This window comes from Xylocopilactobacillus apicola, from assembly GCF_033095985.1.
Lineage (GTDB): Bacteria > Bacillota > Bacilli > Lactobacillales > Lactobacillaceae > Xylocopilactobacillus > Xylocopilactobacillus apicola.
Genome location: NZ_AP026802.1, coordinates 763,455 through 782,517, shown reverse-complemented (window position 1 = coordinate 782,517; position 19,063 = coordinate 763,455). Strand labels below are relative to the sequence as shown.

Here is a 19,063-nt window from a genome sequence, read left to right as displayed (position 1 = left end):
CTTTTCAAGTGCTAACGACTATATACTACTCTCTCACTCTTCCAATGTCAAGTTATCTCTAGCTGATTTGTCCAATAAAAACGCTGAAAAAACATCATTTGCAAAATATCGGCCCTCAGAACTAAGTCGAATTTTACTTTCATTTTGTTCAATTAATCCTTTGGCCAATAATTCGTCAATCGGATCACGATAGATGTTGGATAAATCAACGTTGAATTTAAGAGATGACTTCACTAAATCAACGCCTTGATTTAATCTTAAGCCTAAAAACATCTCTTCTTCAATTTGCTCTTGCTTCGTCAATTGACGAGTTTTTAAAATAGGCATTTCATTAATCTCTAAATCATTAATATAAGATCCAATAACCTGTTTATTTTGAATTCGAGCTCCGCTTAAGTACCCATGTGCGCCTGCACCAAAACCAAAATAATTTTCATTTTGCCAATATAATTTATTATGAAGCGACTCAGTACCATCCTTAGCAAAATTACTTATTTCATATTGATGCCACCCGTTTTTTTGTAACTGCTCCATTGCATATTCATACATTTTTCGATCTTGCTCATAATCGGGTAACTTAAGTCGATGTTCAAGTAAAAGATTATGAAAAACTGTGTGCTGCTCTAAAATCAATGAATAGATCGAAAGATGATTAACTCCCAGATCGAGTGCTTGTCTCAAGTTTTCTTTAAACTCTTCGAATGTCTGTCCTGGTAGCCGAAACATCAAGTCTAAACTTATATCTTTAAAGCCCACTTGCTGGGCATTTTCAACTGCTTTAATAATTGAATTACGATCGTGAGTGCGCCCAATTCGTTTCAACGTTTCATCATTAAAACTTTGCGCTCCAATGCTAATCCTTTTCACTCCATGATCAAACATAATTTTTAATTTTTCCAAATCATTTAGATCATTAGGATTTGTCTCCATTGAAAATTCTTTTAGTCGATTAAGGTCCACTAGTTCCCTGATTCCGCCTAAAAGAAAAGCCAGTTGGCTGCTTGAAATTGCACTTGGCGTACCACCACCGATATATAACGTTTCAGGTAGATAAGTGGGCCTGAGCGCAAGACCTTTTTTAATCTCTTTTAAAAGCATCCTTAAATAAGCGTCCACTGGCTGTCCCTGTTTTAATACCTTGGGAAAATCGCAGTAAAAACAAATATGATCACAAAATGGAATATGAATATAAATACCCGTCATCTTGTTTGAACGTATCTCCTCATCTTCATTTCATCTTGCTCAATTGCCCTGATTAATTGCTCTTCAGATTCAAACTTTATTTGCGGTCGTTCAAACTCAAGCCATTCTAGAGACATTTTTTTGCCATAAATATCCTGGTTAAAGTCCAAAATATAAGTCTCAATAAATCGTTTATTTCCATCGAAAGTTGGCTTATCACCCACGGAAGTAATTCCCCAATAATAATTTCTGTCAATTTCAACTCTTGTAAAGTAAACTCCGTCGCTTGGAATCAAGTAATTGGCTGAATTGTCAAGATTTGCAGTTGGAAAACCAATTGTCCGTCCGACTTGAGCTCCTGTTACAATCTTACCCTTAACAGTATAAGGGCGTCCCAAAAGATGTTTCACCATTTCAAAATTATTTTTTTTAATTTCATTTCTGATCCGAGAAGAAGAAACTTTCTCTCCTTCATATTCTATGAAAGAAACTTTTTTAACGCCGAAGTCATTTTGAGCATATTGTGGCAAAAGATCCATGTTTGCCACATCATGTTTTCCGTAAGAAAAATCCGCTCCTGCAATAAAAACTTTAACTGCTGCTGACTTAAGATATTTATCCACAAAAACTTGCGGTGACATCTTTTGAATCTGGGAATTAAAAACAACTTCTAAAACCAAATCCACTCCCAAATCTGAGAAAATAGCATACTTATCTTCCTGTGAAGTTAAAATTGGATATGGTTGATCAACTTTTACATAAAACTGTTTTGGATACGGCCAAAAAGTTAGAACAACTAAAGGCAAACCTAAATTGTCAGCCAACTCGCGTGACCGTTTAATTAATTTTTGATGACCTAAATGAACTCCGTCAAAAAAACCAGAAGTCATTACATTCGGATCTAAACTCAATGATTTTATTTGATCTTGATCTTTGATTTTAATTATTTCCATTGATATTGTCCAAAAACATTGTTGAGGCGCAAAACTCACCGTTTTGTTTTTTATAAATAGCAACTATTCTTTCATGAAACTTTAGGGCGACAAATTCGTCGTCTAGCTTCAATGATAACCTGACTCCGTTAGACACCAATTTAAATTGCTTTTCACTTAATTGTACTGTTGGAAATTCTTTTAAAACATCTTCTATTGAATAAACTTTTTCTTTAATTTGGTTAATAGGCACTGCCTCATCCAATTTAAATCCTCCACTAGAAATTCGAACCAGTTTTTTCATTACAGCCGGATATCCGAGCTCTGATCCGATTTGAGTACAAAGGGTTCGAATATAAGTTCCCTTAGAACAAACTACTTCAAAACTAAATTCACAAGTCCGATCATCATTAAATTTAATGTCAGATGTACGATTAATTTGTGTAATTTCTAGCTCACGAGGAGGTTTTTGGATAAAAATATTTTCTCGCGCGTACTCATATAAATGTTTCCCATGGTAACGCACTGCAGAGAAAAAGGGAGGAACTTGATAGTTCTTCCCTTTAAATGATGACAAAACTCGATCAAGTTCTCCTTGGGAAATAGCTTCATCAACTGCCTTTTTAGCAACGATGTTCCCTTCTAGATCCTCTGTCTCAGTAGCAAGACCCAGTAAAATAGTACAAGCGTAAGATTTCTTTTTTTCCATCAAAAAAGGGACTAATTTAGTCGCTGCTCCCAAACAAATTGGTAAAACACCTGTAACCATTGGATCAAGGGTTCCTGTGTGACCAACCTTTTTTTGATTAAAGATTTTTTTTACCTGATTAACATAGAAAAAACTTGAATTTCCTGCTTCTTTATAAACCGGAATTACCCCATTAATCATAAATTATCTTCACTTTCGCCTTCAATTCGATTAATTATCTGATTAATTTTATCAGCATAATCAAAAGAACCATCGTGCACAAACTCAATTTCCGGGATTTGTCGAATAGATAATTTTTTTCCCAGCAAATATCTAATTCTCTTTTTTGCCTGAACCAACCCTTTTTGAGTTTTATTCGCCGTACTCGCTAAATGTCCCAAAAAGCTATAATAAACTCTAGCATTTTTCAAATCATGCGAAAGATCTACCCCGGTGACTGTAACTCCATTAAGCCGCGGGTCGTTCAAATCTTGAATAATAATTTCGCCGATTTGTTTCTGTATTTCGTTTTCTAAACGATCTACTCGATAGCGCATCTTTTAAACACCTCGCTTAAACTGTCGGAATCTCTTCCATAATAAAGGCTTCAATCTGATCATCAACCTTGATATCATTGTAATTTTCGATCATAATTCCGCACTCTTCACCAGCTTTAACTTCTTTAACATCATCCTTATAATGCTTCAAAGATGCTAGTTTACCTTCATAGATTACTACGCCGTTTCTGATTAACCGAACTCCGCTATCTCTTTGAATAAATCCACGGTCAACAAGTGAACCCCCAATTGTACCGAGTTTCGATACTTTAAAAATTTCTCGAACTGTTAAAGTTCCGGTAACCTTCTCTTGATAAACGGGTTCAAGCATCCCCTTCATAGCTGATTCAATTTCTTCAATAGCTTTATAAATGACACTATGAAGACGAATATCAACATCTTCAGAATCAGCCTCTTGCTGAGCTTGAGAAGTCGGCCGGACATTAAATCCAATAATAATTGCATTACCCGCCGTTGCTAGACTAACATCACTTTCATTAATAGCCCCAACAGCTGAATGAATCACATTAACTCTGACTCCTTTAACTTCAATTTTTTCAAGACTCTGCCTCAATGCTTCAACTGACCCTTGAACATCAGCTTTTATAATCACTGCAACTTCTTTCAACTCGCCTTCACTCATTGAGTCAAAAAGATTGTCGATAGTAACGCGATGGGCTTTTTGACGATCATTTAACTCAGCCCGTTTTGCCCTTTCTTCTCCCACTTGCCGACTTGTTTTTTCGTCTTCAAATACAACAAATTTATCAGCAGAATCGGGCACCGAATTTAATCCTGTAATCTCAACGGGAGTGGAAGGGGTAGCCAATTTTACTCGCCGACCGCGATCGTTAGTCATACTTCTTACACGACCAAACGTATTTCCAACAACTAAAGGATCACCAATATGCAAGGTTCCTTCTTGAACGATCAGAGTTGCCACCGGACCTCTTCCCTTATCCAATTTAGCTTCAATAACTGTTCCCACAGCTAAACGATCTGGGTCAGCCTTCAATTCCAAAATATCAGCTTGTAAATTAACCATCTCTAAAACTTCATCAATATTTTGACCAGTTTTTGCGGAAATATTAACAAAAATTGTATTCCCACCCCAATCTTCAGGAATAAGCTCATACTCGCTAAGTTGTTCCATTACGTGATTAGGATTAGCTCCTGGTTTATCAATTTTATTAACCGCAACAATAACAGGCACATTTGCGGCTTTCGCATGATTAATTGCCTCTATCGTTTGCGGCATGACTCCATCGTCGGCTGCAACAACAAGAATAATTATATCGGTAACATCTGCTCCTCGAGCTCTCATTTCAGTAAATGCTTCATGCCCTGGGGTATCAAGAAAAGTGATCAAACGTCCCTCAATATCAACTTGATAAGCTCCGATATGTTGCGTAATCCCTCCTGCTTCACCTTCAGTGACATGAGTGTGTCTTAAACGATCTAATAGCGTCGTTTTTCCATGATCAACATGTCCCATAATGGTAACAACGGGAGGCCTTTTCTTCAAATCCTTCTGATTGTTATCACTTAATTCAAAGTATTTATCTAAATCCCCAATATCTTCAGGGACTACTTTTTGTGCCTCAATTCCATAATCAGTTGCTAAAAGCTCAATTGTATCATCTTCAAGTGATTGATTTTGGTTAGTCATAATACCTAACATAAATAATTTTTTGACGATTTCAGTCGGTTCTCGGTGAAGAATTTTTCCAAGATCTTGAGCATTCATTCCTTCTGTATACTGTAAAATTTCTGGCAACGGCCTTTCTTTCCTTGCTGTAACAACAACATTTGTTCTTGCTTTATTTTTCTGCTTTCTACCTTTACGATCAGGACGCTTATTATAAGCATTTTCACTAGAAGAATTTTTCTTTTTAGTATTATTTTTCTTCTTCCAAAACTCCCCCGACTGGTTCTCTTTTTTCAGATCAGGTTTAGTAAACTCTTTGCGAGAAAGCGTTGAATTCTGTTTGTATTTCGGTTGGTTACTCTTATCTGTTTTATTTGTTTCAACTCGTTTGTTTTGTTCAGTATAAGTTTTTTTCACAGAATTTTCTGGCACGGATTTTTTTATCTCTTTGTTTTCTTGTTTTTTCACTACTGCTGGTTGATTTCGATGTTTAACCGACTTTACTACATTTTGTTGAGGATTTAAATTTTGCTCAAAAGTCTTCTCGTAAAGTTCTTGATTCTGCCTTCTTTTAAGTGAATCAGCGCGAGCCTTAGCATCAAAAGCAACATTTGCTTGTTTATTATTGTTTTTTCTTTGTCCATTTTTTGAATCGTTTTTATTTCGATTCTTATTATTGTTTTGGGGCACTTGATTAGGTTTACGGATTGCTCGAACACTAATTTTAATCTTCGCTTTACTGGCTTTATTTTTACCCTCTGTTTTACCTACATCATTATTGGGTTCACTCCCCTTAATATCAGCGGGTTTTGAATTTCTCATTTTTTGAAAGGAATTATTGTTAACACTTTGTTTAAGTTTATTCGCATCGTCTTCACTAATTACTGACATATGACTCTTCACATCGATATCTAAAGACTTCGCTTTTTCTACTAATTCCTTCGATGGCTTGCCCAGTTCCTTCGCTATTTCATAAATCCTTATTTTAGCCAAAATATACCTCCTACAACCTCTTCTTAACTACACTTATTTTTTACTCATTTTTTACTCCTGAATAATTCATTACGTGCAATTTTATGTTCAATATACTCAAATAATTCTTGATAAAAACTATCTTCGATTTTCAAACCAAAAGCTTGGTCAAAAATCTTCTTTTTTTTGGCAACTTCAATATTCTTTAAATCCATCGCTATATAAGCACCACGACCAGGAGCTTTCCCAGTTGGATCAATTTTAATGTCTTGATCTTTTGTCCGAACAATTCTTACTAATTCCTTTTTAGGGAACATTTGCCTGGTAATCAGATCCATCCTTAAAGCTTCTTTTTTCATGCCAATTCAATTCCTATTTTCACTCAACACTATTTGAATCCTCATCATCAGTAAATTCTACATCTGATTCTGGATTAATATCAATTTTATAACCAGTTAATTTCGCTGCTAAACGCGCATTTTGTCCTTTTTTCCCAATAGCTAAAGATAATTGATCGTCAGGAACAATGACTAAGCAACTATTCTCATCGTCAGCCAAAAACTGAACTGCGATCACCTCAGCTGGTTTAAGAGCATTTGCGATGAAATCAATCGGATCCTTTTGCCATTCGATGATATCCATATTCTCACCGTGTAATTCGTCAACAATATTTTGAACCCGTTGGCCACGCTGGCCCACTGTTGTCCCAACAGCTGGAACATTAGGGTCATTTGATTTAACTGCAATCTTGCTTCGATCACCTGGTTCTCTAGCAATTGAAACAATTTCAATCGTCCCTTTATAAATTTCAGGAACTTCTTGTTCAAAAAGCCTTTTAACCAGTTCAGGACTCGTCCTAGAAACAACAATTCTTGGACCTTTGGTCGTGTTCTCTACGCTACTCACATAAACTTTTAATCTTTGAAAAGGTTCATAATGCTCTCCAGGAATCTGGTCAGTTTTTCCCATGACTCCTTCTACTTTCCCTAAATTAACGTAAACATACTTGCTGTCTTCTCGTTGTACAAACCCCTGCATAACCTCGTGCTCATAATTTGCATATTCCTGAAAAACAGCGCTTCTTTCTTCTTCGCGTAGCTTTTGTAAAATAACTTGCTTAGCACTCTGGGCCGCAAGACGACCAAAGTTTTTAGGTGTAACTTCAAACTTGATTTGATCACCCAGTTCATAACCTTTATTTATACCTTGAGCATCCTCAATTGAAACTTCCAACTGATTGTCGAATACATGATCAACAACTTCTTTAATTTGATAAACATGAACCTCGCCAGTTTCTTCATCAAAAACTACATCTACATTTTGATTCTGACCATAATGTTTTTTGTAAGCAGCTTTCAAAGCCTGTATCAAAGCATCAATGACCACTTCTTTTTTAACACCTTTGTCTTCTTCTAAGACTTTCAGTGCTTTTAAAACTTCTTGTGACAATTTTTAGCTCCTCTTTCACATTATTAAAGCATAATTTATTTTAGATATATACTCAAATGGAATTTTAATAGATTTTCCATCTCTTTGCTCAACCAAAATCTCTTGGTCATCGAAAGAATTCAACTTACCCAAGTAAATTTTTTTGTCATTAAACTTTCGATAGCAATTAACTTTGATATCACTGTTTAAGGCTTGATGCAAATCATCCTTATCCTTAATTTCTCTTTCTAAGCCCGCAGATGCAACATCAAGAGTATAAGGCTCCGAAAATTGATCGTCAATTTGATCTAAAGCTTCAGAAAGTAACTGATTAACTTCAATTAATTCATCAAGTCCAATTGGCTGGTTTTTTTGAAGTAAAACTTGCAAAACCATACTATCACGTCCACGATAATAATTAATTTCATAAATTTGAAGACTGCTTTCTAAATCCAATAAAATATGGTTAACAATTTCTTTTACTTTATCTTTTAATTCATTCATCTCAATCCAATCTTTGATCCAATATAAACAAAAAGTGAGCAATATTTGCTCACTTAATCTTTCTTACCTAAAAACAATAAGTGCCGAGGACCGGAATCGAACCGGTACGGTAATCACTTACCGCAGGATTTTAAGTCCTGTGCGTCTACCTATTCCGCCACCCCGGCAAAGCAACAAAGCGGAAGACGGGATTCGAACCCGCGACCCCCACCATGGCAAGGTGATGTTCTACCACTGAACTACTTCCGCAAATGCCGACTAGAGGATTCGAACCTCCGACCCCCTGATTACAAATCAGATGCTCTGCCAGCTGAGCTAAGTCGGCTTCGGAAAAGTGCGGGTGAAGGGACTCGAACCCCCACGTTGAAACAACACAAGAACCTAAATCTTGCGCGTCTGCCAGTTCCGCCACACCCGCTATGTGGAACTTATCGAGTCAAAATTGACTCAAGTGGAGATTACAGGGCTTGAACCTGTGACCCTCTGCTTGTAAGGCAGACGCTCTCCCAACTGAGCTAAACCTCCAATTGTGTGGCAGCTTCCTACCCTCGCAGGCACTTACGCACCAACTACTCTCGGCGTTAAGAAGCTTTACTTCTGTGTTCGGAATGGGAACAGGTGTTTCCTTCTTGCTTTCGCCACCACACTCGTGTCCTTCGACACTCAAAACTAAATATCTACTTCACCACATTACTCTCGTCCCGGTTAAGACCTCGACTTATTAGTACTGGTCCGCTTCATACGTCGCCGTACTTCCACTCCCAGCCTATCTACCTCTTCTTCTTAGAGGAGTCTTACTACCTTACGGTATGGGAAATCTCATCTTGAGGTTAGTTTCTCACTTAGATGCTTTCAGCGATTATCTATTCCATACTTAGCTACCCAGCTATGCCTTTGGCAAGACAACTGGTTCACCAGCGGTATGTTCATCCCGGTCCTCTCGTACTAAGGACAAATCCTCTCAAATTTCCTACGCCCGCGACGGATAGGGACCGAACTGTCTCACGACGTTCTGAACCCAGCTCGCGTACCGCTTTAATGGGCGAACAGCCCAACCCTTGGGACCAACTCCAGCCCCAGGATGCGATGAGCCGACATCGAGGTGCCAAACCTCCCCGTCGATGTGAACTCTTGGGGGAGATAAGCCTGTTATCCCCAGGGTAGCTTTTGTCCGTTGAGCGATGGCCCTTCCATGCGGTACCACCGGATCACTAAGCCCGAGTTTCCTCCCTGTTCGACTTGTAGGTCTCACAGTCAAGCTCCCTTTTGCCTTTGCACTCTGCGAATGATTTCCAACCATTCTGAGGGAACCTTTGGGCGCCTCCGTTACTCTTTAGGAGGCGACCGCCCCAGTCAAACTGCCTGCCAGACACTGTCCCTCTATCTCTCGTAGTAGGTTAGAACACTCATCTAATCAGGGTAGTATCCCACCAGCGTCTCTACTCAAACTGACGTCCAAGTTTCATTGACTCCTACCTATCCTGTACAAATTACACAAATGTTCAATATCAAGCTGCAGTAAAGCTCCATGGGGTCTTTCCGTCCTGTCGCGGGTAACCCGCATCTTCACGGGTATTATAAATTCACCGAGTCTCTTGTTGAGACAGTGCCCAAATCATTACGCCTTTCGTGCGGGTCGGAACTTACCCGACAAGGAATTTCGCTACCTTAGGACCGTTATAGTTACGGCCGCCGTTCACTGGGGCTTCAGTTCACTGCTTCGGATTGCTCCTAACAGCTCCCCTTAACCTTCCAGCACTGGGCAGGCGTCAGCCCCTATACTTCATCTTACGATTTAGCAGAGACCTGTGTTTTTGATAAACAGTTGTTTGGGCCTTTTCACTGCGGCTGATCAATCTCTTAATCAGCACCCCTTCTCCCGAAGTTACGGGGTCATTTTGCCGAGTTCCTTAACAAGAGTTCTCTCGCTCACCTTAGGATACTCTCCTCAACTACCTGTGTCGGTTTGCGGTACGGGTATATACTCCCTCACTAGAAGCTTTTCTCGGCAGTGTGAAATCTGTACCTTCGCTACTTTATTTCGCTCCCATTCGTATCTCACCATTATCAGAAAAAAGCTTTTCTCTCTTTCCCTGACTCGATACTTAGACATGCATTTCCATCAGCATGCGTACTTATCCTCCTGCGTCACTCCTTCGCTCAATCAGTCATATATAGTGCAGGAATATCAACCTGCTGTCCATTAGATACGCCTCTCGGCTTCTCCTTAGGTCCCGACTAACCCTGGGCGGACGAACCTTCCCCAGGAAACCTTAGTCTTTCGGTGAATAGGATTCTCACCTATTTCTCGCTACTTATGCCGGCATTCTCACTCCTATACGCTCCACTGCTCCTCACGATACAGCTTCTCCGCATATAGGACGCTCTCCTACCACGTACATTCTTCATGCACATCCACAGTTTCGGTATCATGCTTAGCCCCGGTACATTTTCGGCGCAGGGTCACTCGACTAGTGAGCTATTACGCACTCTTTTAATGATGGCTGCTTCTAAGCCAACATCCTAGTTGTCTCTACAACCCCACTTCCTTTTCCACTTAGCATGTATTTTGGGACCTTAACTGGTGATCTGGGCTGTTTCCCTTTCGACAATGGATCTTATCACTCACTGTCTGACTCCAGAGGATTATTATAGCAGTATTCGCAGTTTATCTGGATTCAGTAACCATTGACTGGCCCCTAGTCCAAACAGAGCTCTACCTCCACTATACTTTCCTCCAGGCTAGCCCTAAAGCTATTTCGGAGAGAACCAGCTATCTCCAAGTTCGATTGGAATTTCACCGCTACCCACAACTCATCCCCGCATTTTTCAACATACGTGGGTTCGGTCCTCCAGTAAGTTTTACCTTACCTTCAACCTGGTCATGGGTAGGTCACTTGGTTTCGGGTCTATATCTACGTACTCGCGCCCTTTTCAGACTCGCTTTCGCTTCGGCTCCGTCTTCTCAACTTAACCTTGCACGTAAACATAACTCGCCGGCTCATTCTACAAAAAGCACGCCATCAGCCTTTAACGGCCTCTGACTACTTGTCAGCACACGGTTTCAGTATCTATTTCACTCCCCTTCCGGGGTTCTTTTCACCTTTCCCTCACGGTACTGTTTCTCTATCAGTCACCAGGTAGTATTTAGCCTTGGGAGATGGTCCTCCCTGCTTCAAACGGGGTTTCACGTGCCCCGCCTTACTCAGGATCCTGCCTCACTCTTCTTAACTTTCGTTTACGGGACTCTTACCCTCTATCGTGTGCTTTCCCACGCAACTTCAACTAGTTATTCCAACCTTAATGGCAGTCCTACAACCCCAACAGTAAACTGCTGGTTTGGGCTCTTTCCTTTTCGCTCGCCGCTACTAAGAAAATCGATCTTTCTTTCTCTTCCTGTGGGTACTTAGATGTTTCAGTTCCCCACGTTCCCCCTTAATACCTTTACAGTATTAAGTAGATACCTTTCCAGATATCTGGGTTTCCCCATTCGGATACCCGCGGATTATAGCTTACTTACAGCTCCCCGCGGAATTTCGGTGTTCGTTCCGTCCTTCATCGGCTCCTGGTGCTTAGGCATCCACCGTGCGCCTTTTCTTCTTAACCTTTGACTCTTTTTCGTCTCGTTTCCATCCTCTCGGACTTCTTCTTAACGCGCAATGTGGCTTCTTTATTTCGTTAATAGTCTCTCAACTATCAACTTTTAGTAGATATTCAGTTTTCAATCTCCAAGTCTCACTGACCTTCTTTAGCTTCCATACTCTCGTACTTCTTCTACTCCCGGTCAATGGAGGATAGCGGGTTCGAACCGCTGACCTCCTGCGTGCAAAGCAGGCGCTCTCCCAACTGAGCTAATCCCCCAACACTTCGCTCTCTCAAAACTAAACAAGTCAAGCTTTCCTTTTTCCTTAGAAAGGAGGTGATCCAGCCGCAGGTTCTCCTACGGCTACCTTGTTACGACTTCACCCTAATCATCTGCTCCACCTTAGACAGCTGGCTCCTCCGAAAAGGTTGCCTCACCGGCTTCGGGTGTCTCAAACTCTCATGGTGTGACGGGCGGTGTGTACAAGGCCCGGGAACGTATTCACCGCGGCATGCTGATCCGCGATTACTAGCGATTCCGACTTCGTGTAGGCGAGTTGCAGCCTACAGTCCGAACTGAGAATGGCTTTCAGAGATTAGCTTACTCTCGCGAGTTCGCAACTCGTTGTACCATCCATTGTAGCACGTGTGTAGCCCAGGTCATAAGGGGCATGATGATTTGACGTCATCCCCACCTTCCTCCGCATTATCTGCGGCAGTCTCTTTAGAGTGCCCATCTTACTGCTGGCAACTAAAAATAAGGGTTGCGCTCGTTGCGGGACTTAACCCAACATCTCACGACACGAGCTGACGACAACCATGCACCACCTGTCTTCCTGTCCCCGAAGGGAACATACTAATCTCTTAGTACCTCAGGAGATGTCAAGACCTGGTAAGGTTCTTCGCGTTGCTTCGAATTAAACCACATGCTCCACCGCTTGTGCGGGCCCCCGTCAATTCCTTTGAGTTTCAACCTTGCGGTCGTACTACTCAGGCGGAATACTTATTGCGTTTGCTGCAGCACTGAAGGGCGGAAACCCTCCAACACTTAGTATTCATCGTTTACGGCGTGGACTACCAGGGTATCTAATCCTGTTCGCTCCCCACGCTTTCGAGCCTCAGCGTCAGTTACTAGCCAGTCAGCCGCCTTCGCCACTGATGTTCTTCCATATATCTACGCATTTCACCGCTACACATGGAGTTCCACTGACCTCTCTAGTACTCAAGTCTAACAGTTTCTGATGCACGTCCATAGTTGAGCTATGACCTTTCACATCAGACTTATTAAACCGCCTGCGCTCCCTTTACGCCCAATAATTCCGGACAACGCTCGCCACCTACGTATTACCGCGGCTGCTGGCACGTAGTTAGCCGTGACTTCCTCGTTAAATACCGTCAAGTGAATAGCAGTTACTCTACTCACCCTTCTTCTTTAACAACAGAGCTTTACAATCCGAAAACCTTCTTCACTCACGCGGCGTTGCTCCATCAGACTTTCGTCCATTGTGGAAAATTCCCTACTGCTGCCTCCCGTAGGAGTTTGGGCCGTGTCTCAGTCCCAATGTGGCCGTTTACCCTCTCAGGTCGGCTACGTATCATCGCCTTGGTGAGCCTTTACCTCCCCAACTAGCTAATACGCCGCAGGTCCATCGATTAGCGACAGCTTAAAGCCGCCCTTTCCTCAGTTAATCATGCGATTATCTGCTCTATCCGGTATTAGCACTTGTTTCCAAATGGTATCCCCGTCTATTCGGTAGGTTACCTACGTGTTACTCACCCATCCGCCGCTAGTTCCACTGATTCCACCCGAAGGTTTCCTCTGCTTCCCTCGCTCGACTTGCATGTATTAGGCACGCCGCCAGCGTTCGTCCTGAGCCAGGATCAAACTCTCATTTGATTTCTCTAACTCATTATCTTAAACCTTACTGGCTTTTCAATAATTCTCGTTATCCTTTGTGGTTTTACGACCCTCTCGTCGGTTTTTCGAGTCTCTCTCGCTGTTGATCTCCTCAACAGGGGTTCGAAGTTTAACTACTTCTCTCTTCTCTACCTTCTCGGTATCTCTACCTCCTGGTATTCTCAAAAAGATTTTCATCTCACTTCTGAGCTTGACTTGTTCAGTTTCCAAAGAGCAAATGTTCCGTCATCCCTCACCGCTACTAGCTTCTTTCAACTCTTCGCTCGCTCGCGACAACTTTTATATATTACCTCGTTTAACAACCTCTGTCAACTCTTTTTTTTCAACCTTTTTTCGTTCTTCTTCGTTGACCGCTTTTTTGACCTTTTTCCTTTTTTCGGCCGCAAAAACATCGGTTATCTCTCAAACAAGATATATATCATTATACCTGCTTTCTCGCTTTTGTAAATAAAAAATCCCCTTTTTTTGAGGATTTTTTTTATTTTTTTTCTGGTTTAAGAGTTGGAAACATTAAAACATCTCTAATACTTGGAGCATCAGTCATTATCATCGTCAATCGATCGACCCCTATTCCAAGCCCGCCAGTAGGTGGCATTCCGTATTCCATCGCTGTGACAAAATCTTCATCGATTTGTTGAGCTTCATCATTACCACTGGCTGATTCTTTTGCTTGTTCAACAAAACGTTCTCTTTGGTCAATTGGATCATTTAGTTCGGAAAATGCATTAGCTAACTCTCCTTTACCCAAATATAACTCAAAACGTTGAGTAAATCTTGGATCTTTAGGATCTTTTTTCGCTAGAGGAGATACTTCAATTGGATGCGCTAAAACGAAAGTTGGTTGAATTAACGTATCTTCAACATACTTATCAAAAAACTCATTAATAATATGTCCGGTTTGCCAAAAATCTTGAACGGGGATTCCGTGTTCATTTGCCAACTTCTTTGCTTCATCTGTCGTAATATTCTCAGAAAAATCAATTCCAGTCGCTTCTTTAACAGCGTCCACCATTGTAATTTCTTTAAATTTAGGGCCTAAATCAATTTCATCTCCATGGAAGGTTAACTTACTACTACCATTTACTTTGTTTGCTACAAAACGTAATAAATTTTCAGTTTCGAGCATTACATCGGAGAGATCCCAATAAGCAGCATATGTTTCAAGCATTGTAAACTCAGGATTATGTTTGGTATCAATTCCTTCGTTTCGAAATACTCGACCTAACTCGTAAACACGATCAATTCCGCCGATAATGAGTTTCTTTAGTTGCAACTCCAAAGCAATCCGTAAATAAAAATCTGTATCTAATGCATTGTGGTGGGTTATAAACGGCCGAGCTGCTGCTCCACCTGCTTCGTTATGGAGCATCGAGGTCTCGACCTCAACAAAATCTAATCCATCTAAATATTCACGGACTGCTTTAATTACTTTCGAACGTTTTAAAAGTCGATCAAAACTGTCTTGGTTTGCAATCAAATCCAAATAGCGCTGACGGTATTTTTGTTCAATATTAGTCAAGCCTGAATGTTTGTCTGGCAGTGGTCTTAATGCTTTAGATAAAAAGGTCAATTTTTCTACACGGATAGAAAGTTCCCCCATATCAGTTTTCATAACAACGCCATTAACTCCGACAAAATCTCCTAGATCGGCCTGTTTAAAAATTTGGTATTGTTCAGGACCTACTTCGTCCTTACGAATATAAATTTGAATGCGACCAGTCTGATCTTTAAGATCTGCAAATCCAACTTTACCTTTGCCACGTTTTGCAACAATTCGTCCTGCAACCGTTATTCGTGTTTCAACTTCTTCAAGTTGTTCCTTTGTTTGACCTTCATACTTTTGATGGATGTCTTCAGCTCGGTCACTTCTTTCAAATCTATTTCCAAAAGGATCAATTCCAGCATCTCGTAACGCGTGCATTTTTTCCCTTCGTACTTGTAACTGGTCATTTATTTCATCTTTTTTAGCCACTAATTCATCGCTCCTTCTCTTGCATATTCGTGACCTTCTACTGAACGTAAAAGATCTGCCACTGCATCTTTATCATCAACCTTATTAATCTCAATCTTCGTACGAACGACGTTTTTAATCCCTTTTAAATAATAGGGAACAAACTGACGAAATTCTCGAACTCCTAGTTTTTCGCCTTTCAATTCACACAACCGTTCTAATTGAGTAATCGCTGATTCAATTTTATCATGAACGCTTGGTTCTGGCAGTAACTGACCTGTGCGCAAATAATAATCAGTCCTTTTAAGAAACCAAGGATTTCCCAACACCGCTCGACCGATCATTACAGCCGTGCATCCGTAGTCATCAACTAAAGTTTTGGCTTCTTGAGGGGTTTTAACGTCACCATTTCCCACAAAAGGAATTTCAACTTTTTCTGCAACTTTACCTAGTAAGTCCCAATCAGCATGGCCTCGATACATTTGAGCCCTAGTTCTACCATGCATAGCAATTGCTCCTACCCCTGCTTCTTGGGCCGCTAACGCATTTTCAATTGCTAAAATATGGTCTTGATCCCAACCAGTTCGCATTTTAACAGTCACCGGTTTATCCACTGCCTGGACAACAGCTTGAGCCATTTCATATACTTTTTCAGGATCTAAAAGCCATTTTGCACCTGCTTCTGTTTTAACAATTTTATTAACAGGACAGCCCATATTGATATCAATAATATCAGCCGAGGTATTATTTGCGACAAATTGAGCAGCTTCAACTAAAGTTTCCTTCGTTCCGCCAAAAATTTGGACACTAACAGGATGTTCATTTGGATCAATTAAAAGCATTCCAAGAGTCTTTTCATTACGGTAAATAATTCCTCGATCACTAATCATCTCGCAAACAACTAGACCGGCTCCAAACTCTCGACAAATTAGCCTAAAACTTGTGTTGGTAATTCCTGCCATTGGAGCCACAACTATTTGATTTTGAATTTCAATATTACCTATTTTCCACAATGTTATTCTCCTTAATAAAAAAGCCAAGCTAACTTGGTTTTTTAATCTAATGAATTATTATCTTCTGGATTGTCACCTGGACCATTTTCTGTTGATTCAGAAACCGGCGCTTCATCACCTTCGGAATTTACTTCTTTTTTAATATCCTCAAATGATTTTGCTTGGTCTTCTTCTTCTCTTAGATGTTGATCTCCATCTGGCAATTTACCATCATTATATAAGGACAAGATTTCTTTTTCATCAAGAGTTTCATACTTCAGTAAAGCTTCCGCGATAAGCGTGACTTGCTCTTTATGTTCAGAAATGATCTTTCTCGCCTCTTCATGTGCCTCATTGATAATTCTTTTAATTTCTTTATCAATTTTAGCAGCAGTTTCCTGCGAGTAGACTGGCGCTTGACCATAGTCTGCTCCGATAAAAGGTTGTCCTTGTTTTTCTAGCGCTACCGTGCCTAGCTCACCGGTCATTCCATACTTGGTTACCATGTCATGAGCGATGCTAGTTGCCTGTTCAAAATCATTCGACGCACCAGTGGATTCTTCGTGGAAGAATATTTCTTCAGAAGTACGACCGCCGAGAAGACCGACAATTTGTTCATTTAACTCTTCACGAGTCAAGATAAATGAATCGTCATCTTTAGGTAGCATAATTGCATAACCACCAGCTTGACCACGAGGCACAATCGTTACCTTCCGAACAGTTTGGGAATTGCTTAAAACAAGTCCAACTGTCGCATGACCAGACTCATGGAAAGCAATGATCCGGCGCTGTCTAGGACTAATAACCCGATTCTTCTTAGCAACACCTGCAATAACTCGATCTTCTGCTTCATCAAGATCAACAGCGTCAATTACTTTCTTATTTCGTCTAGCTGCAATTAAAGCGGCTTCGTTTAAAACATTCTCTAAATCTGCTCCGACAAATCCTGGAGTCTCTTTGGCGATCTCTTTAAAATCAACATTCTTGTCAATCGGTTTATTTCGAGCATGAACCTTTAAGATAGCTTCACGACCTTTAATATCAGGTCGTCCAACTAAAATTTTTCGATCAAAACGACCTGGTCGTAAAAGAGCGGGATCCAAAACATCAGAACGGTTAGTCGCTGCAATCACAATCACGCCCTCGGTTCCATCAAAACCGTCCATTTCAACGAGTAATTGGTTTAAAGTTTGTTCACGTTCATCGTGACCACCACCAAGACCTGCTCCCCGCTGACGACCAACTGCATCAATTTCATCGATAAAAATGATCGCCGGAGCAGCTGATTTAGCTTTTTCAAACAGATCACGAACCCGACTTGCACCAACTCCGACAAACATTTCAACGAACTCCGAACCAGAAATTGAAAAGAAAGGTACATTTGCTTCACCAGCAACTGCCTTAGCCAATAAAGTTTTACCCGTACCTGGTGGTCCTTCAAGCAAAACTCCTGAAGGAATTCGCGCACCTAATTCTTGATACTTTTTCGGCTCTTTTAAGAAGTCAACAACCTCGACTAATTCCTGCTTCTCTTCTTCTTCACCAGCAACATCAGAAAAACGAACCTTGATATCTTTTTTGCTGGATGGTTTTGCCTTCGAGCGACCAAAACTCATCACTCGCCCGGTTCCCCCACCTTGACCTGATTGATTCATCATCAAGTAGAAAAAGACAAAAATTAAAATAATTGGCCCAAATAAAAGTAAATACTGTAGCCAAGCCCCCGACTGAGATTCCTGCAACGTGTCAACCTTAGTTGCACTATCCTTAGCTATTTTATTAATTTCAGAAATTGTCGAAGCGTCGCCTAAAACACTAGTTTGAAAATATTTTACTTTGACAGAGCGATTATTTAACATTCCAAAACTAGTTTGCGTATTGCCTGAGGAAGTTTTTTCGTGTTTATACTCACCTGTTACTTTAAGAACCCCGTTTGAAGGCTGCATTGAGAATGACTTAACATCCCCCCGATCAAGCGAATTCAAAAAATCCGTCGTCTTAACTGTTTCCGAGCGGGAACCATTACCTCCACTTGTGAGCAAAGCCCACGCGACAACAGCAAATATAACAATGGCAACGTAGAAAAGGCTATTCCCAAATAGTCCATTGCCTCTTTTCTTCATCTAAACCTCCAATTAAGATCCATTTTCTTAATTTTGATAAATTTCTGGTTTTAAAATTCCGATATACTTAAGATTTCGATAACGGTTTGCATAACCCAAACCGTAACCTACAACAAATTCGTTAGGAATAACAAACCCATTATAATCGCTTACGACATCAAGATTTCTTCTCGATGGCTTATCAAGCATTGTACAGATTTTAACACTTTTTGCACCACGTTTTTTAAGATGCTCTTTAACATGATACAACGTCAATCCAGTATCAACAATATCTTCAACGATTAAAACATCTTTGTTCTTAACATCAATGGAAAAATCTTTTTGAATTTCAATTTCTCCACTAGAAACCGTATCCGTTTCATCATAAGAAGAAACTACCATTACATCCATCGTCAAATTAACTTTAAGCAATCGCAAGAGATCAGCCATAAAAAACATGCAGCCTCTTAAAATACCAATTGCAACAATATCTCGATCACTATAGTCATGATCAATTTGTGTAGCTAATTCTCGATTTTTCTGCTCTATTTCTTCTTCAGTGAAAAGAATCTCAGCAATATCAGAATCCATTTATTTTTTCCTTTAA

General features: G+C 40.4%; 11 protein-coding genes, 6 tRNA genes, 3 rRNA genes and 1 pseudogene. All 21 read right to left on the bottom strand.

The annotated features are described in order from the left end of the window. Positions 1-33: 33 nt before the first annotated feature. A complete protein-coding gene (hemW, locus tag R8495_RS03955; protein ID WP_317636258.1) occupies positions 34-1,203 on the bottom strand; it encodes a radical SAM family heme chaperone HemW in 1,170 nt (389 codons plus the stop codon). Continuing rightward, a complete protein-coding gene (locus R8495_RS03950) occupies positions 1,200-2,135 on the bottom strand; it encodes a bifunctional riboflavin kinase/FAD synthetase (RefSeq protein ID WP_317636257.1) in 936 nt (311 codons plus the stop codon). The genes hemW and R8495_RS03950 overlap by 4 nt, the downstream gene beginning before the upstream one ends. Further along, positions 2,122-3,003 (bottom strand): tRNA pseudouridine(55) synthase TruB, encoded by an 882-nt coding sequence (truB, locus tag R8495_RS03945; protein ID WP_317636256.1) that lies wholly within the window; start codon positions 3,001-3,003, stop codon positions 2,122-2,124. The genes R8495_RS03950 and truB overlap by 14 nt, the downstream gene beginning before the upstream one ends. Further along, the gene (gene rbfA / locus R8495_RS03940; RefSeq protein ID WP_317636255.1) at positions 3,000-3,359 is read right to left on the bottom strand and encodes a 30S ribosome-binding factor RbfA; all 360 of its coding nucleotides are present in this window, start codon (positions 3,357-3,359) and stop codon (positions 3,000-3,002) included. Before rbfA ends, truB begins: the two co-directional genes overlap by 4 nt. A gap of 16 nt (positions 3,360-3,375) precedes the next feature. Further along, positions 3,376-5,991: a translation initiation factor IF-2 gene (infB, locus tag R8495_RS03935; RefSeq protein WP_425613261.1), complete on the bottom strand. Its 2,616-nt coding sequence runs from the start codon at positions 5,989-5,991 to the stop codon at positions 3,376-3,378. 53 nt (positions 5,992-6,044) lie between these two features. Further along, entirely contained in the window at positions 6,045-6,338 is a 294-nt protein-coding gene (gene rnpM / locus R8495_RS03930; protein ID WP_425613255.1) for an RNase P modulator RnpM, read from the bottom strand. A gap of 22 nt (positions 6,339-6,360) precedes the next feature. After that, positions 6,361-7,428: pseudogene (gene nusA / locus R8495_RS03925) on the bottom strand (transcription termination factor NusA); the annotation flags it as partial. Between the two features lie 15 nt (positions 7,429-7,443). Beyond that, entirely contained in the window at positions 7,444-7,911 is a 468-nt protein-coding gene (locus R8495_RS03920) for a ribosome maturation factor RimP (RefSeq protein ID WP_317636253.1), read from the bottom strand. Positions 7,912-7,992: 81 nt separating this feature from the next. Then, a tRNA-Leu gene (locus tag R8495_RS03915) sits at positions 7,993-8,078 on the bottom strand. A 10-nt stretch (positions 8,079-8,088) separates the two neighbouring features. Continuing rightward, positions 8,089-8,160: transfer RNA gene (locus R8495_RS03910), tRNA-Gly, on the bottom strand. 3 nt (positions 8,161-8,163) lie between these two features. After that, positions 8,164-8,236: transfer RNA gene (locus R8495_RS03905), tRNA-Thr, on the bottom strand. Between the two features lie 10 nt (positions 8,237-8,246). Continuing rightward, positions 8,247-8,329 (bottom strand) — tRNA-Leu (locus R8495_RS03900). Between the two features lie 34 nt (positions 8,330-8,363). After that, positions 8,364-8,436 (bottom strand) — tRNA-Val (locus R8495_RS03895). Between the two features lie 4 nt (positions 8,437-8,440). Then, positions 8,441-8,557, bottom strand: a 5S ribosomal RNA gene (rrf, locus tag R8495_RS03890). A gap of 55 nt (positions 8,558-8,612) precedes the next feature. Next, positions 8,613-11,517, bottom strand: a 23S ribosomal RNA gene (locus R8495_RS03885). A gap of 182 nt (positions 11,518-11,699) precedes the next feature. Beyond that, positions 11,700-11,772: transfer RNA gene (locus R8495_RS03880), tRNA-Ala, on the bottom strand. Between the two features lie 51 nt (positions 11,773-11,823). Beyond that, a 16S ribosomal RNA gene (locus R8495_RS03875) occupies positions 11,824-13,390 on the bottom strand. The 16S, 23S and 5S rRNA genes sit together here with 6 tRNA genes alongside, the layout of an rRNA operon. 499 nt (positions 13,391-13,889) lie before the next feature. Next, a complete protein-coding gene (gene lysS / locus R8495_RS03870) occupies positions 13,890-15,383 on the bottom strand; it encodes a lysine--tRNA ligase (protein WP_317636252.1) in 1,494 nt (497 codons plus the stop codon). After that, on the bottom strand, positions 15,383-16,381 hold the full coding sequence (dusB, locus tag R8495_RS03865; RefSeq protein ID WP_317636580.1) for a tRNA dihydrouridine synthase DusB: 999 nt from the start codon (positions 16,379-16,381) through the stop codon (positions 15,383-15,385). The genes lysS and dusB overlap by 1 nt, the downstream gene beginning before the upstream one ends. 35 nt (positions 16,382-16,416) lie before the next feature. Next, complete coding sequence (gene ftsH / locus R8495_RS03860) at positions 16,417-18,477, bottom strand: ATP-dependent zinc metalloprotease FtsH (RefSeq protein ID WP_317636251.1); 2,061 nt, start codon at positions 18,475-18,477, stop codon at positions 16,417-16,419. A gap of 27 nt (positions 18,478-18,504) precedes the next feature. Beyond that, positions 18,505-19,047, bottom strand: coding sequence for a hypoxanthine phosphoribosyltransferase (gene hpt / locus R8495_RS03855; RefSeq protein ID WP_317636250.1), 543 nt, complete (start codon positions 19,045-19,047; stop codon positions 18,505-18,507). Between the last annotated feature and the right edge of the window lie 16 nt (positions 19,048-19,063).